Annotated in this window: 29 protein-coding genes; 13 read left to right on the top strand and 16 right to left on the bottom strand. The window is 66.1% G+C overall.

The window, feature by feature from the left end:
• Together BLW05_RS29705 and BLW05_RS29700 are read right to left on the bottom strand one after the other, a co-directional pair.
• Nucleotides 1-404 (bottom strand): 3-keto-5-aminohexanoate cleavage protein (locus BLW05_RS29705; RefSeq protein ID WP_143044959.1); only part of this gene is annotated, 404 nt, incomplete at its 3' end.
• 34 nt (nucleotides 405-438) lie between these two features.
• Nucleotides 439-1,410: a tripartite tricarboxylate transporter substrate binding protein gene (locus BLW05_RS29700; RefSeq protein ID WP_093167440.1), complete on the bottom strand. Its 972-nt coding sequence runs from the start codon at nucleotides 1,408-1,410 to the stop codon at nucleotides 439-441.
• Between the two features lie 279 nt (nucleotides 1,411-1,689).
• Here BLW05_RS29700 and BLW05_RS29695 point away from each other — a divergent pair, with 279 nt between their 5' ends.
• Both BLW05_RS29695 and BLW05_RS29690 read left to right on the top strand, forming a co-directional pair.
• Nucleotides 1,690-2,838, top strand: a complete 1,149-nt coding sequence (locus BLW05_RS29695) for a hypothetical protein (protein ID WP_143044958.1) — start codon at nucleotides 1,690-1,692, stop codon at nucleotides 2,836-2,838.
• 154 nt (nucleotides 2,839-2,992) lie between these two features.
• Nucleotides 2,993-3,472, top strand: a complete 480-nt coding sequence (locus BLW05_RS29690) for a GNAT family N-acetyltransferase (RefSeq protein WP_093167436.1) — start codon at nucleotides 2,993-2,995, stop codon at nucleotides 3,470-3,472.
• 80 nt (nucleotides 3,473-3,552) lie between these two features.
• Here BLW05_RS29690 and BLW05_RS29685 read toward each other — a convergent pair whose 3' ends face one another.
• From BLW05_RS29685 to BLW05_RS29675, 3 genes are all read right to left on the bottom strand, one after another.
• Nucleotides 3,553-4,698: a CaiB/BaiF CoA transferase family protein gene (locus BLW05_RS29685; RefSeq protein WP_093167434.1), complete on the bottom strand. Its 1,146-nt coding sequence runs from the start codon at nucleotides 4,696-4,698 to the stop codon at nucleotides 3,553-3,555.
• A 40-nt stretch (nucleotides 4,699-4,738) separates the two neighbouring features.
• The gene (locus BLW05_RS29680; protein ID WP_093167461.1) at nucleotides 4,739-6,172 is read right to left on the bottom strand and encodes an aldehyde dehydrogenase family protein; all 1,434 of its coding nucleotides are present in this window, start codon (nucleotides 6,170-6,172) and stop codon (nucleotides 4,739-4,741) included.
• A gap of 205 nt (nucleotides 6,173-6,377) precedes the next feature.
• Nucleotides 6,378-7,280, bottom strand: a complete 903-nt coding sequence (locus BLW05_RS29675) for a LysR family transcriptional regulator (RefSeq protein ID WP_093167432.1) — start codon at nucleotides 7,278-7,280, stop codon at nucleotides 6,378-6,380.
• A 328-nt stretch (nucleotides 7,281-7,608) separates the two neighbouring features.
• On the opposite strand from BLW05_RS29675, the gene BLW05_RS29670 reads away from it, so the two are divergent.
• The 9 genes from BLW05_RS29670 (at nucleotide 7,609) to BLW05_RS36145 (ending at nucleotide 14,395) form a co-directional block, all read left to right on the top strand.
• Complete coding sequence (locus BLW05_RS29670) at nucleotides 7,609-8,154, top strand: NAD(P)H-dependent oxidoreductase (protein WP_093167430.1); 546 nt, start codon at nucleotides 7,609-7,611, stop codon at nucleotides 8,152-8,154.
• A 66-nt stretch (nucleotides 8,155-8,220) separates the two neighbouring features.
• On the top strand, nucleotides 8,221-9,402 hold the full coding sequence (locus tag BLW05_RS29665) for an LLM class flavin-dependent oxidoreductase (protein ID WP_093167428.1): 1,182 nt from the start codon (nucleotides 8,221-8,223) through the stop codon (nucleotides 9,400-9,402).
• A gap of 35 nt (nucleotides 9,403-9,437) precedes the next feature.
• Nucleotides 9,438-10,034: a glutathione S-transferase N-terminal domain-containing protein gene (locus BLW05_RS29660; protein ID WP_093167426.1), complete on the top strand. Its 597-nt coding sequence runs from the start codon at nucleotides 9,438-9,440 to the stop codon at nucleotides 10,032-10,034.
• Nucleotides 10,035-10,062: 28 nt separating this feature from the next.
• Nucleotides 10,063-11,187: a LysR substrate-binding domain-containing protein gene (locus BLW05_RS29655; RefSeq protein WP_093167424.1), complete on the top strand. Its 1,125-nt coding sequence runs from the start codon at nucleotides 10,063-10,065 to the stop codon at nucleotides 11,185-11,187.
• 38 nt (nucleotides 11,188-11,225) lie between these two features.
• Nucleotides 11,226-11,984 carry an SDR family NAD(P)-dependent oxidoreductase gene (locus BLW05_RS29650; RefSeq protein WP_093167422.1) on the top strand — a complete coding sequence of 253 codons (759 nt, stop codon included), beginning with the start codon at nucleotides 11,226-11,228 and terminating at the stop codon, nucleotides 11,982-11,984.
• Between the two features lie 23 nt (nucleotides 11,985-12,007).
• Nucleotides 12,008-12,934 carry a glutathione S-transferase family protein gene (locus BLW05_RS29645; RefSeq protein ID WP_093167420.1) on the top strand — a complete coding sequence of 309 codons (927 nt, stop codon included), beginning with the start codon at nucleotides 12,008-12,010 and terminating at the stop codon, nucleotides 12,932-12,934.
• Between the two features lie 34 nt (nucleotides 12,935-12,968).
• The gene (locus tag BLW05_RS29640) at nucleotides 12,969-13,385 is read left to right on the top strand and encodes an ester cyclase (RefSeq protein WP_093167418.1); all 417 of its coding nucleotides are present in this window, start codon (nucleotides 12,969-12,971) and stop codon (nucleotides 13,383-13,385) included.
• Nucleotides 13,386-13,408: 23 nt separating this feature from the next.
• Nucleotides 13,409-14,020 carry a glutathione S-transferase N-terminal domain-containing protein gene (locus BLW05_RS29635; protein WP_093167416.1) on the top strand — a complete coding sequence of 204 codons (612 nt, stop codon included), beginning with the start codon at nucleotides 13,409-13,411 and terminating at the stop codon, nucleotides 14,018-14,020.
• A 210-nt stretch (nucleotides 14,021-14,230) separates the two neighbouring features.
• A complete protein-coding gene (locus tag BLW05_RS36145; protein WP_177142857.1) occupies nucleotides 14,231-14,395 on the top strand; it encodes a hypothetical protein in 165 nt (54 codons plus the stop codon).
• On the opposite strand, the gene BLW05_RS29630 is transcribed toward BLW05_RS36145, so the two are convergent.
• From BLW05_RS29630 to BLW05_RS29600, 7 genes are read right to left on the bottom strand one after another with little or no spacing between them, the layout of a single operon-like run.
• Entirely contained in the window at nucleotides 14,360-15,514 is a 1,155-nt protein-coding gene (locus BLW05_RS29630; protein ID WP_177142856.1) for an FAD-dependent monooxygenase, read from the bottom strand. The genes BLW05_RS36145 and BLW05_RS29630 overlap by 36 nt on opposite strands.
• A gap of 41 nt (nucleotides 15,515-15,555) precedes the next feature.
• Nucleotides 15,556-16,653, bottom strand: a complete 1,098-nt coding sequence (locus BLW05_RS29625; RefSeq protein ID WP_093167412.1) for an ABC transporter substrate-binding protein — start codon at nucleotides 16,651-16,653, stop codon at nucleotides 15,556-15,558.
• Between the two features lie 41 nt (nucleotides 16,654-16,694).
• Nucleotides 16,695-17,585 carry an ABC transporter permease gene (locus tag BLW05_RS29620; RefSeq protein ID WP_177142855.1) on the bottom strand — a complete coding sequence of 297 codons (891 nt, stop codon included), beginning with the start codon at nucleotides 17,583-17,585 and terminating at the stop codon, nucleotides 16,695-16,697.
• A 10-nt stretch (nucleotides 17,586-17,595) separates the two neighbouring features.
• A complete protein-coding gene (locus BLW05_RS29615) occupies nucleotides 17,596-18,396 on the bottom strand; it encodes an ABC transporter ATP-binding protein (protein ID WP_093167408.1) in 801 nt (266 codons plus the stop codon).
• Entirely contained in the window at nucleotides 18,393-19,184 is a 792-nt protein-coding gene (locus tag BLW05_RS29610; RefSeq protein WP_093167406.1) for an alpha/beta fold hydrolase, read from the bottom strand. Before BLW05_RS29610 ends, BLW05_RS29615 begins: the two co-directional genes overlap by 4 nt.
• Nucleotides 19,181-19,591 (bottom strand): VOC family protein, encoded by a 411-nt coding sequence (locus BLW05_RS29605; protein ID WP_093167404.1) that lies wholly within the window; start codon nucleotides 19,589-19,591, stop codon nucleotides 19,181-19,183. Before BLW05_RS29605 ends, BLW05_RS29610 begins: the two co-directional genes overlap by 4 nt.
• 18 nt (nucleotides 19,592-19,609) lie before the next feature.
• Nucleotides 19,610-20,212 (bottom strand): hypothetical protein, encoded by a 603-nt coding sequence (locus BLW05_RS29600; RefSeq protein ID WP_093167402.1) that lies wholly within the window; start codon nucleotides 20,210-20,212, stop codon nucleotides 19,610-19,612.
• A 75-nt stretch (nucleotides 20,213-20,287) separates the two neighbouring features.
• Between BLW05_RS29600 and BLW05_RS29595 the strand changes: the two genes are divergently transcribed.
• On the top strand, nucleotides 20,288-21,271 hold the full coding sequence (locus BLW05_RS29595; protein WP_093167400.1) for a LysR family transcriptional regulator: 984 nt from the start codon (nucleotides 20,288-20,290) through the stop codon (nucleotides 21,269-21,271).
• A gap of 11 nt (nucleotides 21,272-21,282) precedes the next feature.
• On the opposite strand, the gene BLW05_RS29590 is transcribed toward BLW05_RS29595, so the two are convergent.
• From BLW05_RS29590 to BLW05_RS29575, 4 genes are read right to left on the bottom strand one after another with little or no spacing between them, the layout of a single operon-like run.
• Nucleotides 21,283-21,888, bottom strand: a complete 606-nt coding sequence (locus tag BLW05_RS29590) for a glutathione S-transferase family protein (protein WP_093167398.1) — start codon at nucleotides 21,886-21,888, stop codon at nucleotides 21,283-21,285.
• A 5-nt stretch (nucleotides 21,889-21,893) separates the two neighbouring features.
• Entirely contained in the window at nucleotides 21,894-22,679 is a 786-nt protein-coding gene (locus tag BLW05_RS29585) for an SDR family oxidoreductase (RefSeq protein ID WP_093167396.1), read from the bottom strand.
• Between the two features lie 60 nt (nucleotides 22,680-22,739).
• A complete protein-coding gene (locus tag BLW05_RS29580) occupies nucleotides 22,740-24,146 on the bottom strand; it encodes an FAD-binding oxidoreductase (RefSeq protein ID WP_256330553.1) in 1,407 nt (468 codons plus the stop codon).
• Between the two features lie 19 nt (nucleotides 24,147-24,165).
• Entirely contained in the window at nucleotides 24,166-24,822 is a 657-nt protein-coding gene (locus tag BLW05_RS29575; protein ID WP_093167394.1) for an aspartate/glutamate racemase family protein, read from the bottom strand.
• 135 nt (nucleotides 24,823-24,957) lie between these two features.
• Between BLW05_RS29575 and BLW05_RS29570 the strand changes: the two genes are divergently transcribed.
• Nucleotides 24,958-25,875 (top strand): LysR family transcriptional regulator, encoded by a 918-nt coding sequence (locus BLW05_RS29570; protein WP_093167392.1) that lies wholly within the window; start codon nucleotides 24,958-24,960, stop codon nucleotides 25,873-25,875.
• Nucleotides 25,876-25,910: the final 35 nt, after the last annotated feature.

Below are 25,910 nucleotides of genomic sequence, written 5' to 3'. Positions count from 1 at the left end.
GTGTTGACGGTCACCGTCACCTGGTCGGGCTTGGGGTCGAGCTCGGCCAGCATGTGCCGCGTGTCATCGCTCAGCCACTTGGCCGCTTGCCCTTCCTCCGGCGCGAAGCTGATGGAGCCGCCCACCTGGATGATCATTTCCGGCACACGGGCGCGCACCCCGGCGATCAGCTCGTTGAACATCGACAGCCGCTTGCTGCCCTTGCCGTCGGCTTCGCGCACATGCAGGTGCAGCACGGTGGCGCCGGCCTCGTAGCAATCCACCGCCTTCTGGATCTGCTCCTCCATGGTGATCGGAATGTCTTCCGGGAAGTCCGAGGGGATCCAGCCCGGCGCATAGGGCGCGGCCGTGATGATCAGGGGTTGCTGGTTCTCGGGGTACAGGTGGCCGTCAAGGAAGTTCATGGTGTGGTCCTCGGTGTTGGAAGGTGGATGCCGCTCAGTTCGGCTGGATGTCGAATTTCCTGACGATCGCGGCGTTGCGCTGGAACAGTTGCCTGTTCTCCGCCAGCAGCGCGGCTGAATCGACGCTCACGTCAGGCTCCAGGCCCACGTCGAAAAGCTTCTGCTGAACCGCCGGCGCGCTGGCCGCCTTCTTGATGGCCGCCTGGAGCTTGTGCAGCACCTCCGGCGGCAGCTTGCTGGAGCCGTAGAAGCACATCTGCCCCTGGAACTGGATGTCCGGATAGCCCAGCTCGGTCATGGTCGGCACGTCGGGCAGGTACTTGGACCGGTTCTTCCCGGCCACCGCATAGGCGCGCAGCATGCCGCTCCTGATCAGGGGCAGCGAAGTCACCATGCCGTCGAACATGATGTCGATCCGGCCGCCGATCACGTCCTGGAGCGCCGGCGGTGAGCCGGGATAGCCCACGTGCTGCATGCCCAGGTCGGCCTTGCTGCTGAAGATCAGTCCCGAGTACTGCGACACCGTGCCCGTGCCGTAGCTGGCAAAGGAGGACTTGTCCTTGCGCGTCTTCAGCTGTGCGAGAAGGCCCTGGAAATCCTTGGCCGGATAGGTCGCCCCGGTGACGAGCACATAGCTCGTGAAGGCCACCCGGCCGATGGACGTGATGTCCTTGAGCGGGTCGTAGGGGACCTTCATCACCTGCGGCGCTTCCACCAGCATGTTGCTCGGCCCGAAGGCGATCGTGTCCCCGTCTGGCTCGGCCTTGAGCATGGCGGCAAGGCCGATCGATCCGGTGGCGCCGGCGCGGTTCTCGATGACGACCGGTCGCCCGATGTCATCGGATATCTGTTGCCCGATCACGCGTGCGGCGATGTCCGCCGACCCGCCGGCCGGCGCCGGAACGATGACCTTCAAGGGCTTTTCGCCGATCGCCCAGACGCTGAGCGACAACGACCATCCGATCAGCGCCGCCATGGCGGGGCGCGCGAGGTGATGCAGGTTCATGTCTTGTCTCCGGAATCTCGATGCTGGACTGAAGTGCCAACGCAGCCAGTATCTGGCGCAGTGAGCGCTTTCACTTGCTTATCCGGGACATGAACTTGCTTATCTGGGACAGGACCCAGCATGCGAGACAAGCGTCTGAAACTGGGAAATGAAGTTGGTCGGGGACAAAATAAGGACGGTTGAAACCCAACAAAGAGGGGGTCCTCGGGCGGCCCATTCTTCGTCTAGACTCATTTGGTTACATCAAATAATGAGGTCGAGATGAGGAGATGGGGCACGGTGGTGATGCTGTTCACCGCGTTCACTATGGGGGGGTGCGCATCGGTTACGCAGGGCACCGAACAGTCCGTAAAAGTCGAGACCGTCAGCGATGCTGGAGGCGCCACGATTCCGGGCGCGGAATGTGAGCTCCAGAATGACAAAGGCTCGTTCTTCGTGCGCTCTGGCGAGAGCGCTCTGGTTCGCCGTTCAGGCAGCAATCTGTCGATCAAATGCGTACTCGGAGGGCAACCACCTGCGGTGGGACAGGCCGTATCGCGCGCGAATGCAGGTCTTGCGGGCAACGTCTTGATTGGAGGCGTCATCGGCGCAGCCGTCGATGTCGGTACAGGGGCCGCGTACACGTATCCGACCTGGATCCAACTGGTCTTTGGTCATGAACGCATGTATGACCGCAGCGGAAATCGCGACGATGGCTTGGTCGCGGGCACGTTTGTCAGGGCGACTATTTCCGGGCCTCCTGTCCGAACGGCGATTCCGGCAGAAAGACCAGCCCAGAACGCAGTTCAACAGACTGTCGATGTGCAGCAGGCACCCGCGAAGGTGCCGATGCCGGCAGCCACTCCTGTCCAGATGCCAGCGATGCCAGTAGCGCAGATCACAACGGGCGCAGCGCTCCGCAGGGGCGATGCACTGGAGTATGTCCTGGTGGATCGGCTCACGGGTACCGGTTCAACAGTCCTTTATCACCTCGACAGAATCGAGAGCGACCGACTGATCTTCAATCAAGGAAGCCGAGTCGAATCGCTTGACGGAAAGGTCCTGTCCGTAAGTTCGCCGCTTGGTGGCCTTTTCGATTCGTCGTCCCCACCGGGGGGCTGGGGCCGCAAGGACCTTCGGCCCGGCATGCGATGGCGCGAGGATTACACCGCGTCGAACGGTGAGAAGGCTCGCTACGAGCTGGATGCGACGGTCGCCGGCGAATCGACATTCGATGTGGACGGCACGACGCTGATGGCGACGAAGATCACCTACAAGGGGTGGATGTACGCCGCCGTAGGCGTCGGCCCAACACAGGCGTTGCCGTTTGAAGCAACAGCTTTCTATGCACAGGACATCGGCCGTGTTGTGAAGTTCGAGGCGCAATATCGCCGCGTCTCGATCGGCCTGGCCAGTGAGTCACTGGAACTGAAGCGGATCTTGCGTTGAGCAACGCGCCCGGTGGCGAAATCGCATGTTGTCGTTCTTGTAGTAGGCCTGGTAAACCTCGATGTCGCAGCTTGTCTTCGTTTTCGGAACGCTGAACCGCAGTCGCGACGCGAAATAGGTCGCGGCACGGCCAGGAGCCGACACTTGAGGCGCCATGAATATTCAAGTTCGACCCGCGACGGAAGATGACGCAGCCGATGCCTGCGCTGTGATTCGGAGCTCCATCCTCGAGTGCTGTCACGACGACCACCGCGGCGATGCGACGGTGCTCCAGGGGTGGCTGCGCAACAAGACGCCTGACTTCGTGCGCGGGGTCATCTCTTCACCAAACGCGTTCTCAATTGTTGCAAGCGCCGACGGGAAAACGGTCGGGTTCGGGTCTGCCTTGAGGACCGGTGAGGTGATGCTCTGCTACGTCGCGCCCTCCGTGGTCTTCACAGGGGTTGGCAAGGCGCTACTCGCAGCCCTTGAAGACCAAGCCGCTCGTGCGGGGGTCGAGGCATTGCGCTTGGAGAGCACACGCACAGCTCGGGCGTTCTACGTTCGCAACGGATTCACTGCTGAAGGGCCTCCGGTTCTGGCCTTCGGCATGGAGGCGTTGCCCATGCGAAAGCAGCTCAGGCCAAATGGCTGACACGCGCACGCCATGTCGGCCAGCGTGAAGACATCACGGTGTGACGCTTGTCCATGAGACGGATGACACGCCGCCACTCCTCAGATGCTCGATCCCGAGATCGCCTCGAACTCGTGGCGAAGGGCGTCGCCGTGCTGGTCAATGGCGGGTGCTTGCGCATACGTGTCATCGTCCCACTCTGTTGCATAGGGCGTGGCCGGAATCTGCGCGACAAGCCCGCGCACGCTCATGGGTCGCGTGCGCAATTGCGGATGCTGGATGAGGTCGTGCACGGAGTTGATTGCGCCATACGCCGTCTGCGCCTCGGTGAGCCGGTCGACGGCCTGCGCGTAGGTGAGTTCGGCAAACACGCCGCGAATCAGCGTCTCCAGTTCGGATCGGTTGCTCGTGCGCACGTTGTTGCTGACGAAGCGTGAATCGGTTGCGATGTCGGGCCGCAACAGCACGCATTCGCAGAAGTTGGCCCACTCGCGTTCGTTCTGGATCGACAGCACGAACTCGCGCCCGTCAGAACAGGTGAAGGCGCCATACGGCGCAATGCTCGGATGCTTGAGCCCGACCCGGTCCGGCGCACCTGCGCCATAGCGCGCCTGAAGGTAGGGCACGGTCATCAGTTCGGCGGCGGAGTCGAAGAGCGACACCTTGATGCCGCTGCCGCGCCCGGTGCGCTCGCGCTGCAGCAGCGCCTGCTGGATGCCGATGAGCGCGTTCATGCCGGCGGTAATGTCGCAGATCGACACGCCGATGCGACCCCACGGTCCGGGTGCACCGCTGACTGCGACGAGCCCGCTTTCGGCTTGGACCAGCAGGTCGTAGGCCTTGAGCTCGTGCAGCGGCCCGCTCTCGCCATAGCCCGAGATGTCGCAGGTGATCAATCGCCTGTGCGTCTCGCGCAGCTTTTCCGAGCCGAAGCCAAGCCGCACCGTGGCGCCGGGCGCGAGGTTCTGGATGAACACGTCCGCATTGGCGATGAGCGCAGTGAACTGCGCCCGATCGTCCTCGTTGCGCAGGTCCAGCGAGATGGATTCCTTGCCGCGGTTGATCCACACGAAATACGACGACTCGCCGTGCACCGCGCTGTCGTAGCCGCGCGCAAAGTCGCCTTCGGCACGCTCGATCTTGATGACCCGTGCGCCTGCGTCCGCGAGGCGGCTGCTGCAATAGGGCGCGGCGACCGCCTGCTCGAGGGCGACGACGGTGATCCCTTCCAAAGGTTTGCTTGCCATGTCGAAGGCCTCCTCGTGTGGCGTCAGATGGATGTCGCGATCAGCCGTAGAAGTTCACGACCGTCTTCGTGGTGCTCACTTCCTCGAGCGCCATGAAGCCCTTCTCGCGCCCATGGCCGCTGCGCTTGGTGCCTCCGAACGGAAGCTCGACGCCGCCGCCCGCGCCATAGCAGTTGACGAAGACCTGGCCCGAGACGATGCGCTTCGCCAGTCGCTGCTGGCGTGCGCCGTCTCGCGTCCAGACGCCGGCCACCAGGCCGAACTCCGTGCCGTTGGCGAGCGCGACCGCCTCGTCTTCCGAATCGAACACCTGCGCCGCAAGCACGGGGCCGAAAATCTCCTGGCAGACGATCTTGTTGTCGGCTGCCACCGGCCCGAAGACCGTGGGCGGCACGAAGTAGCCGCCTGCCAGCGATGCGTCTGGGCGCTTCTCGGCGATCACCGGGACGCCTTCTTTGCGCGCACCTTCGATGAACTCGAGCACGCGCTTTTGCTGCGTCTGGTTGACGACCGGGCCAAGGTCGGTGTCGTCCTCGGGGCGACCGATGCGCAGCTTCTCGAAGTTGGCGGCGACCATGCCCATGAATTTGTCGAAGATCGGCCGCTCCACCAGCACCCGGCTGCCGGCCGAGCAGGTCTGGCCGGTGTTCTGCGTGATGGCCTTGCTGACCGCTGCAGCCGCGACTTCGAGATCGGCGTCGGCGAAGACCACCTGGGGTGACTTGCCGCCGAGTTCGAGCACCACCGGCACATGATGGATGGCCGCGGCCTCCTGGATCAGCCGGCCGACTTCCGGCGACCCCGTGAACGACAGGAAGTTGATGCCGGGATGCTTCGACAGCGGCGCACCGGCTTCCTCGCCGAGTCCCGTCACGATGTTCAGCGCGCCAGGCGGAAAGCCCGCTTCCACCGCGAGCTGCCCGAGTTCGAGGCACACCAGGCAGGCTTCCTCCGCAGGCTTGAGCACGGTGCCATTGCCCATTGCGATGGCGGGCGCAATGGTGCGGCCGAACATCTGCGCCGGGTAGTTCCACGGCGTGACGTGCGCGGTGACGCCGAGCGGCTCGCGCACCACCGTGACGTTGTAGCCGTTCATGTAGGGAATGACTTCGCCGTGAACCTTGTCTGCGGCGCCGCCATAGAACTCGAAGTAGCGTGCGACTGCACGCATGTCCGCGCGCGCCTGCGAGATCGGCTTGCCGGTGTCGTGGGCCTCGATCCAGGCCAGGCGTTCGACGTTGTCCAGCACCTTCTGGGCAAAGCGAAGCATGAGCCGGCCACGATCGGCTGCCGTCATGCGGCCCCATTCGCCGTCCAGCGCGGCACGTGCGGCGTCGACGGCCGCATCGATCTCCTTCGCGCCGCCGCGCGCAAGCCACGCGAACCGCTCTCCGGTGGCCGGCGCGACCACGGGAAGGGGCGAGGGCTCGCTCGCGACCCAGCGATTGCCGATCAGGTGACCATACACCGGCATGGACTCCGCTTGCGAGATGGCAGCGGGAAAGAGAGCGCGCTCCGAGGAAAGCATGTGTGAGTCTCCAGGCAATGAGTGGGGGTAGCCGATCGCGCCACACGACGCGAATCGCGACGGCCAGATTCTTGGATCACGCCGCAAACGCGTCCATCGGAAGTTCGGCAAGGCGGTCTTGTCGAAATTCGAGCGCCTGGAGCTGAGCGATCTACTGGGCCGCCGGCGGCGCCCCGGCCCGGAGATGGTCGAGCAACTGAGTCAGCGGGAGACTGGGCGGCCGGTCCTTCTTGACGCACAGCAGCATATGCCGCTCGGCCCATGGCTCGGCGAGCGAACGCACGACCAGGCCCATGCTCTCGCCGAGGGTCTTGGCGGCCTGGAAGGGCAACAGGCCGATCCCGAGGCCCGCCTGGACCATGCGGCACACCACTTCGAAGCTGCGGACCTGCACGCGCAGGCTCAGCGACTTCTCGAGCACTACGGCCTGTTCGGCGAGAAGCCGCATCATCGAGGAGCCGCTTTCCAGCGCGATGAGGTCGTGGTCCAGGACGTCCTCGAAGCGCATGGCTTCCAGTTGCGCAAGCGCATGCGAACGCGGCGCGATGACGGCCAGGCGGTCCGAGCGGTAGGCGAAAGTTTCCAGCCCTTCGGTGCGGGTGCCCTCCACGACGATGCCGACGTCGGCCTCGCCCGCGAGCAGCAGGTTCACGGCCTCGGTGCTCCAGCGCTCTTCGACTACCAGGCGCACGTCCGGGTTGTCCTTCGCGAATGTCGCGAGGTCGTCCGGAAGGTATTCGGTCATGGCGGACGTGTTGGCGATGACGCGCAGCACGCCCTTGCGACCGGCGGCGTGGTCGCTCATGTCCGCGTTCATGTGGTTGAGGTGCACGAGCAGCGTCTTGGCGTGGCCCAGAAGCGAAACGCCGGCCGCGGTGAGTTCGACGCCGCGCGGCGATCGCTCCAGCAGGGTCGTCTTGAAGCGGTGCTCGAGCAACGCGATGCGGCGGCTCGCGGCGGCCACGCCGATGTGGGACGCTTCAGCGGCCTTGCTGAGGCTGTGCAACTCGGCTGCGCGAACGAACAGCGCGAGTGAATCGATGTCAGGGAGCATGTCGCCGGTCTCCGTCGACGCGAAGGGTCGCGCTCCGCAACCCTGCGGCCGCTTATGAATTTCGTCAAGACCGGGTTGCCTTGACGCATGAGGCGAATACAGATCGTTACCGCGCAGGGCATTCCAGCGTGCCTTGATGAACCGTTGCGCCTCTGGGAAGTCCCTTCGAGTTGCTCGAAAGAGCGGGCTTAGGGTTTCTATCGAGTTTGAATTCTTTGCAAGCCCGGTTGCCCAGAATCAGCTACAGGCTTTCCGGCCTCGTCCATAGCATTCGTCCCCATGCCGCATCCGGAGCCGTTCCGTGCGGCGCACACCCCAGGAGACGCGAATGCACATCGTCGGTTTCAGCGGCAATCTCTCCCGCCCCTCGCGGACCCGCACGCTGGTGCAGGCCGTGCTGGACGAGGCGAGTGCCCGCGGCCTCGGCACCACCGCCCTGTACGACCTGATCGACGCCGGCCCCGGCTTCGGACAGACGACCGAGCGTTCGAAGGTTCAGCCCGAGGTCGAGGCCGTCCTGAGCGCAATCGAAAAGTCGGATGCGCTCGTGGTCGGCACGGCCGTCTACAAGGGCGCCTACACCGGCCTCTTCAAGCACATGTTCGACCAGTTCGACATGACGGCACTGGCACGCAAGCCGGTCGTGCTGACCGCGACCGGCGCAGCACCGGCGCACGCCTCGGTGATCGACTACCACCTGCGGCCCCTCTTCCTGTTCTTCGACACCCTCGTCGCGACGCGCGGCCTCTATGCGCTGCAACCGGATTTCGAGACGCCCGACCGGCTCGTCGAGTCATTCCATGCCCGCGTCGAACGCACGGTCGACGAGCTCGCGCAGCTGCTGCAGGTCCGCAGCGGCAAGACCTCTTCCTGAATCCGCCTCCCTCTTCGCCCTTTCGCCTTTCGCCTGTCCATCCCCGTTCATCCAAGGAGACCCACCATGACCACCAACCTCGACGCCTTCCGCGAAGCCGGCAACCCGATGTTCAACGACAACAAGTTCAAGCTGGGCATCTTCGGCTCGAACTGCTCCAACGCCTGCGCGATGACGCTGGCCGAGACCACCTTCGAGCCGACCTTCGAGAAGAGCAAGGAGATTGCCGAAATCCTCGAATCCGCCGGATGGGAATGCATGGTGCCGATCGCGCGCTGGCGCGGCTTCGGCGGCCCGAGCAACTTCAACGGCAATTGCATGGAGACCTACACCTGGGCAGCGTCGCTGGCGGCCGTCACGAAGAAGATCTTCCTGTTCGCCACCTCGCATGTGCCGACCATCCACCCCATCGTCGCCGCGAAGATGGGCACCACGATCGATCGCATCTCCAAGGGCCGCTTCGGCATCAACATGGTGTGCGGCTGGTTCACGCCCGAGATGGAAATGTTCGGCCGCAAGATGATGGAGCACGACACCCGCTACGAATACGCGACCGAGTGGGTGGAGATCGTCGAGAAGCTGTGGACCGAACAGTGGTTCGACTACGACGGCCAGTTCCTGTCGGTGAAGCAGGGCTTTGCGGACCCGAAGCCCTACCAGTCGCCCCGCCCCGTGTTGATCAGCGCAGGCTCGTCGGGCAAGGGGCGTGAGTTCGCAGCCAAGTATTGCGACATCAATTTCTCGGTGATCGAGGAAGAAGGTCTCGACAAGGCGAGCGCCTGGGTCAAGGAGATGAAGAAGCTGGCCTGGGAGCAGTACCAGCGCGAGATCGGCACCTTCACGTACAGCTACGCCGTCGCGCGCGATACGGAGAAGGAGGCCAAGGAGTACTACGACTACTACGTCAACCAGAAGGGCGACTGGGAAGCGGCAGACAACATCTGCAAGGTGTTCGGCGTCGAGAGCGGTTCGTACTCGCCCGACTACATGGACAAGTTCCGCCGCAACTTCATCGCCGGCTGGGGCGGCTACCCGCTCGTGGGCACGCCGGAGCAGATCGTCGACCGGATGCTCGAACTCTCGAAGACCGGCGTCGATGGCTCGCTGATCACCATGGTCGACTACAACCAGGAACTGCCCTACTGGAACGAGAAGGTCATGCCGCTGCTCGTGCAGGCCGGCCTGCGCAAGCCGGTCGCTGCGGCGCCCGCGAGTGCAAAGGCCGCTCGCGAGCCGGCGCTCGCCTGAGGACCGTTCCGCATTGCCCAGGCCAGGAGCAGTACATGCAACTCTTGCTCAACACCACCTCGCCCTACGCACGCATTGCGCGCATCGCACTGGCCGAGAAAGGGCACGCGAACATCGGGACGACCGTCGTCGACCCGTGGGCGGATGCGCCGCCGCTGCTCGAGGCCAATGCGGCCGCGCGCGTGCCGGCGCTCTTGACCGACGAAGGGCGGCCGCTCACGGAGTCGCTGCTCATCGTGCTCTGGCTCGAGAACAGGAAGCCGCAGCCCTCCCTGCTGGGCAACGACCCGACGGGCACGATCTCCAGGGCGGGCATCGCCATGGGCGTGATCGACGCGGCAGTCCACACGCTGATCGGCCGCAAGGTCACCGACCCGGCCTTCGACGAATCGCCCGTCGGGCTGCGCCGCCGGCGCACGATGGTCCAGGGCCTGCTGCGGCTGGAAGCCGATCCGCCCAGCTATGACGCCGGCACGCCCGACCTGTCGGTCATTGCCAGCGTCGTGGCGCTCGACTACGTGCGCTTCCGCTTCCCCAACGCGGCGTGGATGCCCGAGCTCCCCAAGCTCAGCAGCCTTGCCGCTCGCATGGGCTCGCACGCTTCCTTCGAGACCAGCTTTCCGCGCGCCTGATCCGCGCACCATCTTGCGGGTATTCACCATGACAACCAATCTCCCCGACAGCGCCCAGGTGACCTCCGAGTTCAAGCGTGCCATGCGCCGGCTTGCGTCCACGGTGACGATCATCAGCACCGCCGATGTCAACGGCAACCGCTATGGCATGACGGCCACCGCCGTGAACTCGCTGACGATGGATCCCCCGTCGCTGCTCATCTGCGTCAACCACAGCGCGAGCATCCATCCAGCGCTGATCGGCAGGGGCCGCTTCTGCGTGAACGTGCTGACCACGGAGCACGAGGACCTCGTGTCCGCATTCAGCGGCCGGCTCAAGGGCGATGCACGCTTCGAAGTCGGCGAGTGGCACAACGAGGACAGTGGCATGCCCTATCTCGAAGGCGCGCAGTGCAACCTGTTCTGCGACATCGACAGCGTGGTGCCCTTCGGGACCCACTCGGTCGTCATCGGCCGCGTGAGCGCCGTGCGCGTGGAGGAAGGCATTCGGCCGCTGATCTTCGCGGACGGCAAGCTCGGTGCGACGCAGTCCCTCACCGGGCATGTGCGCATCGCATCCAACCTCTCGACGCTGACGCAGTTCCTGCCGGCCGACCTCGAATCCTTCCTCAAAAAGCACCCGCTCATCGATGTCCACCTCGAAGAGAAGGTGAGTACCGCAGTGCTGACTGCCGTGCAGGAGAACGCCTGCGACATCGGCCTGATCGTCGAAGGCCCGAAGGTCAGCGGGCTGGAGGTGATTCCGTACCGTGACGACCGCCTGGTCCTGACGGTGCCCGAGGGCCATCCGCTCGCTGGCAAGGCTTCGACGAAGTTCGCGGACACCCTGGACTACGACTACGTCGGCCTGCACACCGGCAGCCAGATCAACCTGCAGATCCAGCGCGCGGCCGCAGAGATCGACAAGGCCTGGCACTGCCGCATGCAGGTCCATACCTACGACGCCCTCGCGGCCATGGTCCAGGCGGGCCTCGGGATCGGCATGCTTCCGCTCAAGATGGCACAGCTCTACGCGCGGGCGATGAACATCAAGGTGGTCGAGCTCGACGAGCCGTGGGCTCACCGGCGGCACGCGATCGTGATCCGCTCCTACGACTCGCTGCAGGCCGCCGGCAAGCGCCTGATCGACCACCTGAAACGCGCCTCGCAGTGAGCGAGCGCTACCCCTACTGATCTTCAGGAGACGACGACATGAGTACCCATGACCTGCTTGGCGGGCGCACCGTCATCGTGACCGGCGCCGCCACTGGCATCGGCCAGGCTTTCGCGCTGGGCTGCGCCGCACAGGGCGCCAACGTGGTGGCGGCCGACATGAATGCGGCCGACGAGACGCTCGCTGCGATCGAGAAGATCGGCGGCCAGGGGCTCGGTGTGCGCGTGGACGTCTCCGACGAAAGCTCGGTGCGCGCCATGGCCGATGCAACGCTCTCGCGCTTCGGCCGCATCGACGGGCTCGTCAACAACGCGGCCTACTTCCGCGAGGTCAAGCTCACCGACTTCGAGGAGATCGACCCCGCCGTGTGGGACCGCATCTTCAACGTCAACGTCAAGGGCGTATGGCAATGCTGCCGGGCCGTGATGCCCGCCATGCGCAAGCAGGGCAGCGGCAGCATCGTCAATATTGCCTCGGTGGTTGCGGTGGCGGGCCAGCCCGGCTACCTGCACTACGTCGCAAGCAAGGGCGCGGTGCTGTCGATGACCAAGGGCCTGGCCAAGGAAGTGGGCAAGCACGGTGTGCGCGTGAACGTGATCGCGCCCGGCTTCGTGATCACCGATGCCACGCGCGACCGGCCTGCGGAATGGCAGCAGAGCTTCTTGAAGGCACGCGCGCTGTCTCGCGAGCAGAAGCCCGACGACCTGGTCGGCACGGCGCTGTACCTGCTCTCCGACCTGGCGGGCTTCGTATCGGGACAGACCATCGTCGTCGACGGCGGCCACATCATGTACTGAGGACGAAATCAAGGAGACCCGACATGACAGAGCTCATCCTCCATCACTACGCCTTTTCTCCTTTCTCCGAGAAGGTGCGCGTCGCACTCGGCCTCAAGGGGCTGTCGTGGCGCTCGGTCGACATCGCGGCCGCCCCGCCGCGGCCGCTGCTCTCGCCGCTGACCGGCGGCTACCGGCGCGTGCCGGTGCTGCAGATCGGCGCGGACATCTACTGCGACACCACGATCATCCTGCCCACGCTCGAGCGGCTGCATCCGACGCCGAGCCTGTATCCCGCGGGTTGCGAGGGCGTTGCACGGGGACTGTCCTTTGCGTGGGACCGTGCGATGTGGGTTCCCACGATCGGCATCCTGTCACACTTCATCGGCGACCAGATTCCACCCGAGTTCATCAAGGACCGCAAGGAAGGCTATCTCGGCTTCGACATGAGCAAGGCGGCGATGGCGCCGGAACTGCACCTGCATCGCCAGCGCGTCGCGGCGCAATACGCGTGGCTCAAGACTGCACTGGCCGATGGGCGCGGCTACATCTTCGGCGACGCGCCGAGCGCACTCGACCTGACCTGCTACCACACCATCTTCCTGTTGCGAAAGAACTGCCCGGCCGAAGTCGATGCGATGGCCATCCACGGGCCGCTGATTCCGTGGTTCGAGCGCGTGAGCGCCATTGGCCATGGCCGGCCCGATGCGATGAGCGCCGAGGATGCATTTGCGACGGCGCGCGACGCGAAGCCGGCGCCGGTCACGCATCTGGCGCCTGACGGCGACCCCGGCGGCCTGCGCGCGGGTTGCCCAGTCACCGTGACGCCCGACGACAACGCACGCGTGCCCGTGAGCGGCACCCTGGTGGCAGCCAGCGACAGCGAAGTCGTGATCCTGCGCCGCGACCCGGAGGTCGGCGACCTGCACATCCACTTCCCGCGCCTGGGCTTCGACGTGGTCGCCGCCTGAACGCGATGTTCCCGACAACAAAGGAGAAGAGAACATGTCCCTCGAAGCGAACAAGGAACTCTGCCGCAACTATTTCAGGGCCTTCCTCGCGGGCGACACGGCCTGGATGAAGCGCCACATCGCACCGGGCTTCGTGCGCCACGATCCGGGCCTGCCCTTTGAAGTGAAGGGCCCCGAGGGCGTGGCCAAGCTTCACGATGCGCTGTTGCCGGCCTTCCCCGACATGCAACTGCCCCTGGAGGATTTCGTTGCCGAAGGAGACAAGGTCCTCGTGCGGCTGACGATCCGCGCGACGCACACAGGTGCCTTCGGCGACCTCGCTGCCACCGGGAAGCGCATCGAAGTTCCCGTGCTCGACCTGTTCCAGATTCGCGATGGCGTGCTCATCGAGCACTGGGCGCTGCTGGACAACCTTGGCATGATGAAACAGCTCGGCGCGCTGCCGGCCTGAACACTTCCGCGGGAGGTTTCCCCATGCAGCTCCTTGCCAACACCACCTCACCTTGGGTGCGGATCGCCCGCATTGCAATGATCGAAAAGGGCCTGGACATCGAACCTACGATCGTCGATCCGTGGGCCGACGATCCAAGGTTGCGCGAGGCCAATGCAGCGACCCGTGTGCCAACCCTGATCACCGACGATGGCACACCGCTTCCGGAAAGCCTGCTGATCGTGCAGTGGCTGGAGCGGGAACGGCCGCCGCCCGACTATCCGAGCCTGCTCGGCGCCGATGCCCTGACCACGCTGTCGCGCGCGGGTATCGCACTCGGGGTCATCGATGCCGCGGTGCATACGATCATCACCCGCAAGGTGACCGCACCCGTGCTGTTCGACGAGACGCCGGTGGGCTTGCGCCGCCGGCGCACGATGGCAGAGGGCATGGCGCGGATTGAGGGCATCGCAGCGCGCACGCCATTTGCAGGGCACGGCATACCGACACTGGATGCCATCTGCGCGGTGGTTGCGCTCGACTATTTGCGGTTCCGCTTTGCAGATGCGCCGTGGATGCCAGCGATGCCCACTTTGGACACGCTGTCGCGGAGGTTGCGTGAACGGCCGTCTTTTGGCAAGACGATGCCCCACTGACCCAACAGTTTCGCCACCGTGACAGCGCGAGCGAGGAACAGATCGCCCATGCGCGCCAAATCCGATCCGGCACCGTTCGGGGGCGGGGCGTGTACCACACGATCGCCGGCAAAAAAGGGAACTACGTCACAAACCGCGCCATCCGTTTGGAGGATTCACAAGCAAGGCCGCGCCCCGCAAAGTACCGCCTTCACGACTCAGGAGCGGGCAATGGAATCAGCGATCTTCAGCCTCGGCGCACTGGCTGTCCTGGTGACGGCTGGCTGGGTCATCGAGCTCCTCGTGCACCGCGAGCCGCCATCGCGCATGCAGCGCCTGATGGCTTCGCAGATCCAGCGTTCAGCGGCAGCGATTCGTGGCGGGCAGGAAACCTGACGCGACCGCTTTCGCGGCATACGCACGGAATGTCGCATTGCGCTCGTCGAGTGCCTCCTGGGTCGAAGGGACCATGATCGGCGCGCCTTCATGCGCGAATGCCTGACACTGGTCGACGTAGGGGCGCAGGCGCTCGTGATACCTCGGAGACGCCGCCTCCATGTTGCCTTCGCACTCGGTCCAGGTCGTCGCGAGGGTTTCCGCAGCCACCATCGCCAACGTCGTTCCCATGCCCGACAACAGCGCGGCGCAGTGTCCCGCGTCGCCGATCACAGCGACGTTCCCCTTGATCCAGCTTGGCATGTGCGTCTGGCTCACCGAGTCGAAGTAGAAGCCCTTGGCGGTGGGGTCGGTGAAGGCCGCGCGCAGGGCCGGCACCTGCCAGGCGTCGACGCGCGAGAGAAACTCGCCGATCATCGCGCGCTGCGCGTCGTAGTCGCGATAGTCGTAGTCGATCTCGGGGCTGGCGACGAGCATCATCCCCTGCGGCCCATCGCCCGCGTCGCGCACGGCAATCGTGAGGCCGGGGACATTGAGCATGGCGCGCTCCCACGCCCGGTCCTTCGGCAGGTCGACCAGCGCGACGTAGTAGCCGAAGTGGCGCACATAGTCCTTCTCCGGCCCGAAGGCGAGCTTGCGCACGTTGGAGTGAAGGCCGTCGGCACCCACCACCAGGTCGTAGCGGCCCTGCTGCCCGTCGGCGAAGTCGACGTCGACGCCGCCGGGGCCATCGGCAATCGATGCGATGGAGGCCTTGAAGCGGAACTCCACTTCCTTGGGCACGACGTCCAGCAGGATCTGGTTGAGCCGGTCCCGCGTGATCTCCATGTCCTCGTCGGTCTCGTTGGCGAACCAGCGCAGGTCGAGGGTGGCCACCTGCGTTCCCGACCCGTCGAGCACTGGCGCAGGCTCGACGAAGGTGACTCTCTCGTCGTCGATTCGCGCGAGGATGCCCATGCGCTGCGCCGTGCCGAGCGCGCGGCCGCGAACGTCGATGGGCGCGCCGCCGGGCCGAAGGCCATCGCCGCGCTCGACGACGGTGACCCGGTGGCCGAGGCGGGCGAACCAGTGGGCCGCCGACAGGCCGGCCATGCTGGCTCCGGAAATGAGGACGTCCATGGGTTTGCTCCTGGTTTGTCTGGTCCGGCTCGGCCGGTTGCCTACAGCTTGAGTTCCTTGGCCATCTGCACGATCGCCTGCTTGTCGAAGGCGTTGATCTCGTCGATGAGCTCGTTGGTGAACAGGCGGTTCGGGTCGCCCAGTTCCTCGGCCAGCTTCGGGTTCCTGGTGCTCTCGGCCGTCATCTTGATGTTGGCCTTCCATTCGGCCAGGGACGACGCGCCCATGCGCTGGTCCGGATCGTCCGGCCGGCGCATCCAGCTGTTCTTGCGGTCCTTCAGGATGAAGGCGAGTTCCTTGCGCGCCTCGTCCTCGCTGCGGCCCTTGGGGCGGCTCTCGGGGTACACCGCCCAGTGCAGATCGATCGCCGTGTCGAGGTTGGCATTCGAGAAGATCGTGGACTTCGCGATGCCCTGGAACAGCGCCACCAGCGACTTGCGGTCTTCCTTCAGCAGCTTGCGCGGCACGCACATCCAGCCCGAGCCCACCTGCGCGAACTTCGGCGTGAGCGGCACGTAGCGCAACTTGGTTCCCACCAACTCGATGCGGGCGGTGGCGGTGTCGAACGCCACCATCGCGTCCACCCGGTCGTTGTCGATCGCCGCGCCTGCCGGGGCGCCGTCGCCGATGGCGATGTACTCGCACTTGTCGTCCGCGAGGCCCAGCTCGGCCAGCATCGTCCTGGTGATGACGATGCCGGTGTCACCCTGGCTGCGAACGCCAATGCGCTTGCCCGCGAGATCGGCGGCCGTCCTGATCGGGCTGCCGGGCTTCACCACGATCACGTTGGCATTGCGCGGCAGCCACTTGTAGACCACCACCAGGTCGAGCCCCGGGTCCTTGGCCATGGCCGGCAGCAGCACGCCGGGCACGGCCGGCCCGAACTCCACATGTCCGCCGCGCAGGCTCTGCAGCGCCTGTGTGATGCTCGACATGTTGACGTACTCCACGTCCACGCCGTTGGGCTTGTAGAAGTTGAGCTTGGGATGCTGGCCCGCCGTGCAGAAGCACTGCTGCGGATCATTCACCGCCACGGTGTTCGCCACCCGCATCATCCGCACGTTCTGGGCCAGGCCCGGCAGGCTGGCCGTCATGCCCAGGGCACCAAGGCCCAGGCCGAAATCACGTCGCGTCAACATGGTTCACTCCTTCAGGAAGAAATAGCTGGAACGGGAAGGCGTCAGACGTTGACCGTCCGCTGCGATGTGTCGGCCGGCATCCAGTGCAGCACGCGGCGCTGGACGCGGCGCAGGAGGCCGGTGAGCACGATGCCGATCACCGACAGCACCACGCACACCGCGAAGCTGCCCCCGGTGTCGGCCTGCGCCTCCATCTGCAGGATGAGCACGCCGAGCCCGGCCTGCGCACCGACGAACTCGCCGACCACCGCACCCACCACGCTGAAGGCCGCGGCCATGTTCAGGCCCGCGAAGATGTAGGGCAGGGCGCTCGGGAACTTGGCCTTGCGGAAGATCTGCCACGGCGTGGCCGAGAGCGAGCGCAGCAGATCGATGCGGTCGGGGTCCACTGCCTTGAAGCCCGCGATGCTCGTGACCAGCACCGGGAAGAAGGTGAGCAGGCAGATGATCATCACCTTGGATCCGATGCCGAAGCCCAGCCACACCACGATGATCGGTGCGATCGCCACCTTGGGCACGCTCTGCAGGGCGGCGACGTAGGGCTCCAGCAGCGCCTCGACCTTCGGCATCTGCGAGACGACGATGCCGATCGCCAGGCCCACGCCGCTGCCGATCACGAAGCCCAGCAGGATCTCGGCCACCGTCACGCCGCCGTGGTACCAGAACCCGTCCTTGGCGAGCGGACCGGTCGCCAGGCCCCGCCAGAGCGCGACCGCGATGTCGCTGACTGGCGGCACCAGGTGCCTGGGCACCTTGAAGAGCCGCACCGCCGCCTCCCAGGCGCCGAGCAGCGTGATGAGCAGCAGCAGCGATTGCACCCGCATCGAGGCGAGCGGATTGGCGCGGCGCCGCGGCTGCGCCCTCGCGGCGCCCGTGGCGGCTTCCCCGGCTTTCGCAATGGGTTCGTGGGGGGTGAGCATGGCGGTGGTCATGGAAGCCCTCTCAATCGAACGAAGCGGCATGCGAGAAGCGCTCGCGGATGGATGTGGATGCGGCGGCGAAGACGGGATGGGCCATCACCTCCATCGATCGCGGGCGCGGCAGGTCGATGGGCAGCACGCGCTCGAGCGTGCCGGGGCGGGGAGACATCACGAACACCTGGTCGCCGAGGAACACGGCTTCCGGGATCGAGTGCGTGATGAGCACCACCGTCTTGCCGCTCTCCATCCAGATGCGCTGCAGCTCCAGGTTCATGCGCTCGCGCGTCATGGCGTCCAGGGCGCCGAAGGGCTCGTCCATCAGGAGGATCTTCGGGTCGTGAAGCAGGGCCCGCGCGATCGAGGCGCGCTGCTGCATGCCGCCGCTCAGTTGTCGGGGCAGCTTGTGCTCGAAGCCGTCGAGCCGGACCATGTGCAGCAGCTGCATCGCTCGCTCGCGCGCCTGCTTCATCGGGATGCCCAGCACCTCGGCCGGCAGCATCACGTTCTCCAGGATCGTGCGCCATGGCAGCAGGATGGAGCTCTGGAACACCACGCCCACGTCGCGTCGCGTGCCGCGGATCGGCTGGCCGTCGAGCAACACGCGGCCGATGCGGTAGTCGAGCAGGCCGGCAAGAATTCGCAGCAGGGTGCTCTTGCCGCATCCGCTTGGGCCGACGATGGTCACGAAGCTGCCCTGCTCGATGGCGCAGTCGATGCCCTGGAGGGCGAGCACGCCGTCGCCGCCGTCGCCAAAGTGCTTGGAGAGGCCTTCGATGCGGATGTAGTCGGGCCGCCCGCGTGCGGGTCGGGGGTTCGTGCTCATGACTTGGCTCCTTCGGGTTTCAGGAAGCGGACGAGGTGATGCGCGAGGACCTCCGGCGCCTGCAGCGCAGTGACATGGCCGATGGCCGGGAGCAGCGCCGCATCGGCGCCGCGGATCCGTCCTGCCATCGCAAGCGTCACCGCCGGTGGCACCACGCGATCGAGCTCGCCGGCCAGCACCAGCGTGGGGGCGACGATGTCGGCCACGCCCATCGCGAGCGCCGTCGCCACGGTCGCGGCGCGGCGGGCCGAGCGGGCCGATTCGGGCCGGGCGTTGGCGAAGATGCGGCGCAGATCAGGCCGCTGATCGAGGAAGGCTTCGGGGAAGAACCAGGTCGCCAGCTCCTCGGCCGTGCCGGGCAGGCCGCGCCGCAGTTCTGCGAGCCGGCGCGCGTCGGGGCACAGTTCCTCGTAGGGCCGCGGCAGGGGCCAGGTGCTGGCCAGCACCAGGTGGTCGACGGCGCGAGGATGCAAGAGGGCCAGCGCCTGCGCCACCCGGCCGCCGAAGCTGGAGCCGAACACGTGCACGTTCCGCAGTCCCAGCGCCTTGACGAACTGCTGCGCATCCGCGGCGAGATCCGCGAGGGTCGATGCGCGATCCGGCCCCTCGGTTTCGCCGCAGTCGCGTTGGTCGTAGGCGATGACGGTGAAGTGCCTCGCGAGATGCGGCACCAGCGCCGAGAACATCTGCCGCGAGGCTTCCGCGCCATGCATCAGCAGCAGGGGCGGACCCTCGCCCTCGCGGTCGAAGGCGATGCGCGAGTCGCCGGCCTGGACGAAGTGGGTCACGTGGCGCTCCCTTCGTCTTCCTGGTCCATCCAGAAGGTCATTTCGATCTTGAGGCCGCGCGGGTCATGGAGAAAGATCTGGTGGATCGGCCAGCCGGGAATCGGCGCCTCGGCGAAGGGCTCGTCCATGGCGCGCAGGTGCTCGCGCATCTCGACGACGCCGTGCGACCGGAACGAGATGTGGTCGAGAGGGCCGGTGACCGGGTCGACCGCCTTGTCGGGGGTCGAGAGGTGCGCGTAGAGATGCACGATCGGCTGCCCGTCCGCATAGAGCCACGCGCCGGGCGCCGGAATCTCGGGCCGCGCGCCGACCGTCAGGCGCATCACGCGGGTGTAGAAGTCCAGCAGAGGCGGCAGCTCGTCAGGCGTGCAGCGAATCGTGAAGTGGTGCAAGGCAGTCACGGGCATCGCATTCCCCTTTTCAGTTCAGCGCACCGACGCCATGCCGCCGCGGTTGCGCTCGTCGTGGATTGGCGAAGCGGCGGACGCTTCAGGGAAGGAATAGGAAAGCCCGGGGATCGAAGGCACCCATCGCGAGGCAGTGAGCGCGAGCAGCCGGATGCCCAGGATCTCCTCCGGCGTCCAGCGGGTGCGCGTGCCGAAGACGTTGAAGGTCGCGTAGCAGAGCGCCCCCTGCATCATCGGCACGTTGACCACGCTGCGCAGCTCGTAGGCGCGCATCTGCTCGAAGTCGTCGAAGGTCCGCGCAAGCACATGCTCGCCCTCGCCGACGAACACGCGGCTGCGCACGAAGAGGCATTCGGTCCACGGCGTCCGCGTCTTGCGCTTTGCGCCGTTGACCGGGAAGCTTCCGCCCTCGGACGAATAGAAGCGGCGCAGGCGGACTTCGCCAGACGGGTCGCGCGCGGTCGTCACGTTCTGCTGGATGCTGAAGATGCCGCCGCGGGCGATCCGCAGGCGCTGGAGGTCGATTCGCCGCAGCGCTTCGTCGGCACCGCGTGCCTCGGCGAGCTCGTCCAGGAAGTCGGCCGTGATGGCTGCGGTGGTCGGTGCGTCGATCGGGTCCATGGAGAAAAGTCTAGGACCCGCAATTCACAAAAGTGAAATAATTTCTCATGCACCTATAACCGTGGAGTTAAGGCCTTGCCGACTGTCCAGGACCCCGCCGCTGCCCTGCAGCACGCGCTTCTTTCCCGCCTGAAGTTGCGGCAGCTGTCCCTGCTGCAGGCCGTCGACCGGCATCGCTCGCTCGTGCGTGTGGCGGCCGAGATGCAGCTCAGCCAGCCGGCAATCACCAAGGCGATGCACGAGGTCGAGGACATCTTCGGCAGCCAGCTGTTCGATCGCACGAGCCGCGGGCTTGTGCCGACCCCCGCGGGCGAGGCCGCGCTGCATTGCGCGCGGCGCTGGCTGGCAGAACTCGAGGCGACCACGCGCGTGCTCACCTCGCTGGAAGCGGGCCGCAGCGGTCGCCTTCGGCTGGGCCTGACCCAGCAGGTGCCGCAGCAGCTGCTGGCAGCCGCGCTGACCCACCTGCTCGACCGCACGCCGCGCATCTCGGTGATGTCGCGCGAGGGGACCACGGACGAGCTGGTCGCGAGCCTGCTCGCACGCGAGATCGACTGCGCGATCGGCCGCTCGTACGACGGCGAGGCCAGCGGCCTGGTGCAGCAGGCCATCTACGAGCAGGAGCCCTGCCTCGTGGTCGGCGCGAAGAACGTCAAGCGCCTCTCGCGCGGGCCGCTGGACTGGGCCCGGCTCGCGCAGCTCGACTGGATCCTGCCGCCGCCCAACACGCCCATGCGCAGGACCTACAACGCGATCTTCGTCGGCGCAGGCGTCCAGCCGCCGATGCCGATCCTGGAGACCACCTCGCTGCGCAGCATCGAGATGGTGCTGCGCCAGGAGCCCAACGCCGTCACCATCTTCGCGCGCGACGTGATGGTCGAGATGGAGCGTTCATCCCAATGGGCTGCGCTCCCCTATCGGCTCAACTGGAACCTGCCGCCCGTCAGCTTCTTCACGCTGAAGGAAGTGGAAGCACACCCCACGGTGCAATCGCTGCGTCGCGTGGTGGTCGAAACCGCGCTGCGCATGAAGCAGGATGCGGCGAAGCAGGGGAACTGAATGCCTGCCCCTCAGGGCGCCGTGCGATCGAACATGGGGACCCGCCTCGCGAAGTCGCCCAGCCATTGAACAAGAAGCGGATGCGTCGCGCGCCACTGGCCTTCGAATCGGAAATCCAGGTAGCCCAGCGCCGCCGCCGTTGCGATCTCGCCGATGTTCGGGCCGGGGGCAAACGCGTCGGGAAGGCGAGCGGACAGCGCATCCAGGGCGCGTTCGACCTTGCCCTGCTGATGCGCCACCCAGGACGCGAGCTGGTGCGTCTCCGGGCGGAAGCGCCGTTCATACACCTGCAGCAGCGCCGCGTCGAGCAGACCATCGGCCAGCGCCTGCTGCCGCAGCACGGCGATGCGTCTTTCGGTGCCGTGCGGCACGAGGATCCCGCGGCCGTCCAGCGCGTCGAGGTATTCCACGATGACGCGGGAATCGAACAGCGCTTCGCCGTTCTCGAGAAGCAGCGTGGGGATCTTGCCGAGCGGGTTCTGCTGGCGCAGGTCGTCGGCCGGGTCGGTGGTGTCCGCGGCGACGATGCGCACGTCGTGCGTGAGGCCCACCGCGTCGATCGCCATGCGCACTTTGCGACCGAAGGGCGAGGCAGGGGAAGTGCGAAGCACGCGCATGGTGTTCAGACGTTGGCGAGCAGGCCGCCGTCCACGCGAACGACGGAGCCGGTCACGTACGACGCATTGCGGCTCGCAAGAAAGGCCACCACATCGGCATATTCCTGCGGGTCGCCATAGCGGCCGACGGGGATGCTGGCGGTGCTTTCGCTGGTCACGTCTTCCACTGCGCGGTTCTCGCGCTTGGCCTTCTGCTCATCGAGGAACTTGATGCGACCGGTGGCCACGCGGCCCGGCAGCACGATGTTGCAGGTGATCCCGTCCTTGCCAACCTCGCGCGCAAGTGTCTTGGACCAGCCCAGCAGCGTCATCCGCAACGCATTCGACAGGCCCAGGTTCGCGATCGGCGCGACGACGCCCGACGACGTGCTGGTGACGATGCGGCCGAATTTGCGTTCCCGCATGCCGGGCAGCACGCGATCGGTGATGGCGATGACGGACATCACCATGCTCTGGAAATGCCTGCTCCAGAGCTCGCTGGTCTGGCCCGAGACAGGCGTGGGCGGCGGGCCGCCGGTGTTGTTGACGAGCACATCCACAGGGCCGAGTTCCTTCTCGATGCGCGCGATGTTCGGGTCGATCACCGACAGGTCGGCCAGGTCCCACTGCAGGGCGATGGCGGTGCCGCCTTCCTTGGCGATCTGCCCGGCTGCGGCGCTGGCGGCGGCAAGGTCGATGTCGGCCAGCGCCACGCGCGCGCCCTCGCGTGCCAGCGTGCGCGCAATGGCGCCGCCCAGGCCGCCGCCGGCGCCCAGCACCAGCGCGGTTCGCCCCGAGAGTCCGAGATCCATGGATGTGTCCTTTGGGTTTTGAAGAGCAATGAAGACGAAGGAAAGAGAAGGCCGACCGGCTCAGATCAGCTTGCCGGGATTCATGATCTGGTTCGGGTCGAGCGACTGCTTGATGCGCATCATCAGGTCGAATTCGACCTCCGACTTGTAGTGCCGCAGCTCGTCGCGCCGCAACTGCCCCACGCCGTGCTCGGCGCTGATGCTGCCGTTGGCCGCCGCGACGATGTCGTGCACGATGCGATTCAGCCGCGCAGTGGTGGCCGCGAGTTCATCCGGCGAGGTGTCGAGCGGCAGCAGCACGTTGTAGTGGAGGTTGCCGTCGCCCAGGTGCCCGAAGTTGATGATCCGCACGCCGGGCAGTGCGTTGCGCAGGGCGGCGTCGGCTTCGCGCGCGAACGCGGCAATGGCCGAGATCGGCAGTGCGATGTCGTGCTTCACTGCCTTGCCTGCGCGCATCTGGGCCTGCGAGATGCCCTCGCGGATCCTCCAGAAGGCCTGCGTCTGGGCACCGCTCACGCTCACCGCGACGTCGTCGATCAGCGCGTGCTCCAGCGCATCGCCGAGGCTGGCCTCGAGCAGCTCCGGCAGGCCTTCGACCTGCGTGTCCGCCAGTTCGATGAGTGCATGGAACGCGTGCGCCGAACCCAGCGGTGCGCGAACGTCGCTCACATGCTCGAGGATGAGCTCCAGCGATTCGGCCGACAGCATCTCGAAAGCCACCAGCCGCTCGCCACAGGCGGCGCGCAGCTGCGCGAGCAGGCGGACCAGTGCGTCGATGTCCTGCGCGCCCACCCAGGCCGTGGCGCGTGCCAGTGGACGCGGATGCAGCTTGAGCACCGCGGCCGTGATGACGCCCAATGTCCCTTCGGAGCCAATGAACAGGTCGCGCAGGTCGAAGCCGGTGTTGTCCTTGCGCAGTGCGCGCATGCCGTTCCAGATGCGCCCGTCGGGCAGCACCACTTCCAGGCCCAGCGCCAACTCGCGCGCATTGCCGTAGCGCAGTACCGCGATACCGCCGGCATTGGTGGCCAGGTTGCCGCCGATGGTGCAACTGCCTTCCGAACCCAGGCTCAGCGGGAAGAAGCGGTCCACCTCCTGCGCCGCGGCCTGGATGTGGGCGAGCAGCACGCCGGCTTCGGCGGTGAGCGTGTTGTTGAGCGGATCGATCGCCCGGATCGAATTCATCCGGACCGTGCTCAGCACGACCTGAGCGCCGCTGCCGTCCGGCGTGGCGCCACCGCTCATGCCGGTGTTGCCGCCCTGCGTCACCACCGGCGTGTGGGTCTCGTGGCAGATCCGCATGACCTCGGCGGTCTGCGCGGTGTCGGCCGGTCGCACGACGATGCTGCTGCGGCCGGTCCATTTCTTGAGCCAGTCGGTTTCGTAGGCGGCCTTGGCCTCGGGGTCGCTGACGAGTCCGGCGTCGCCGACGGCGGCCCGCAGGCGTTTGAGGAGTTCGGGATGCATGTTGCCCATCATGTGTGTGTCACCAGCCCAGTTGAATTCGGCCGAGGGCCATGGAAACGGCGGCCTGCGTCGGCTCGACCACCGGAAGGCCCGTCGCTTCGTGCAAGGGCGCACGGAAAGGGGCCATGCCCGCGCAGCCCATCACCAGCACGTTGGCGCCGTTCTCGTCGCGCAGGCGCTTGCCCGCATCGACCATGGCGGTGAGCGTTGCGGTCTGGTCGGACAGCTCGGACACAGTGCGTCCGATGGCCGCTTCGCCCGCCACGCGCTGCGTGATGCCCATGGCGCCCCATGTCCGCCAGTGACGGCCGATGGAGCCTTGCAGGATCGCAATGACGCCGAAGCGCTGGCCGAGCGTGAGCGCCGTCAGTGCGGCGCATTCGCTGATGCCGAATGAAAGCACGCCCTTCATTTCGCGCAGCATGTGCAGCCCCGGATCGCTGAAGCAGGCGGTGACGAAGCCTGCCGCATCACTCTGGTGTTCCTGCGCGAAGCGCTGCACCGACAGCGCCGCGCGGTCGACGTCGTGCTGCGTCTGCACGCCGGGCGGACCGTCGGCCAGCGTCACGCATTCGATGCGCGGGCCATCGGGGCGGCGCAGCGGCGCCATGGCGGCGTCGATGCCGGCCGTGACGGCTTCACTGCTGTTGGGGTTGATGACGTAGAGGGTCTTCATGGCGGCCTGGTGAACCTTGGAACTGCTTGACCCGGCAGGGGGGCGCCGAGGGCTCGCAGTTTAGGAGTGCATCGGCGGTTTCACACTTGCCAATTCATGCGTCATGATTAACACCGTGTTATTTCATCTCCCCCCATGTCATTCAATCTGAGGCAGATCGAGGTCTTCCGCGCAGTCATGATCACGGGCTCCATCCGCGGGGCCTCGCAACTGCTTTTCGTGTCCCAACCGGCGGTGAGCCGCCTGCTTTCCCATACCGAGGCGCGTGTGGGATTTCCGCTGTTCGAACGCATCCGGGGCCGGCTCTATGCGACGCCGGAAGCCAAGAAGCTCTTCCACGAGGTCGAACAGGTCTACGCCGGCGTGAGAAGGGTGAACGAGCTTGCGCGCGAGCTCAGCGAGCACCAGGAGGGCATCCTGAACCTGGTCGCCAGCCCCAGCGTGGGGCAGATGGTCATTCCGATGGCCATGGCCGAGTACCGGCACAACAACCCGCAGGTGAAGCTGACCTTTCATTACCTGGGCCATGCGCCGCTGATGGAGAGGTTGCTCAACCGCCAGGCCGATCTGGCCGTCTCGATCCTCCCGGTGAACCATCCGAACCTGGAAATGGAAGAGATCGGCAGCGGCCGGCTGATTTGTATCTGCCCGTACAACCATCCGCTCGCCCGACGGGCCACGCTGGCGGTGGCCGATCTGTTGCCGTTTCCGCTGATTTCCTACGACCGGGCCTCACCGTTCGGCGCCATGGTGGGTGCGCTCTTCGAGGCGAGCGGCGAAACCGTACGGGCCGCGATCGAGGCCGGCTCGCCGCAGAACGCCTGTGCCCTGGTGCAGGCGGGAGCCGGCATCGCGCTGGTCGATGAGTTCTCGGCGCGCAGTTGGGCGGCCAGCAAGTTCGTGGTGCGCCCGGTGGTGAACGCACCCGTCCTCAAGGCGACCCTGGTGCGGTTGCGCACGGAGCCGATGTCGCAACTGGCGCAGACCTTCGTGGAGGTTCTGCAGAACGTGATGCAGAGGGAGGGTTTTCGGGTTTCCACCCAAGGGACTTAACAACAAGTTAAGGACGGCACTCAAACTGTCACACG

This window comes from Variovorax sp. YR216, from assembly GCF_900107745.1.
In the GTDB taxonomy this organism is placed as follows: domain Bacteria; phylum Pseudomonadota; class Gammaproteobacteria; order Burkholderiales; family Burkholderiaceae_C; genus Variovorax.
The sequence above is the reverse complement of the archived record's forward strand: the minus strand, read 5'-3'. Positions and strand labels throughout refer to the sequence as shown.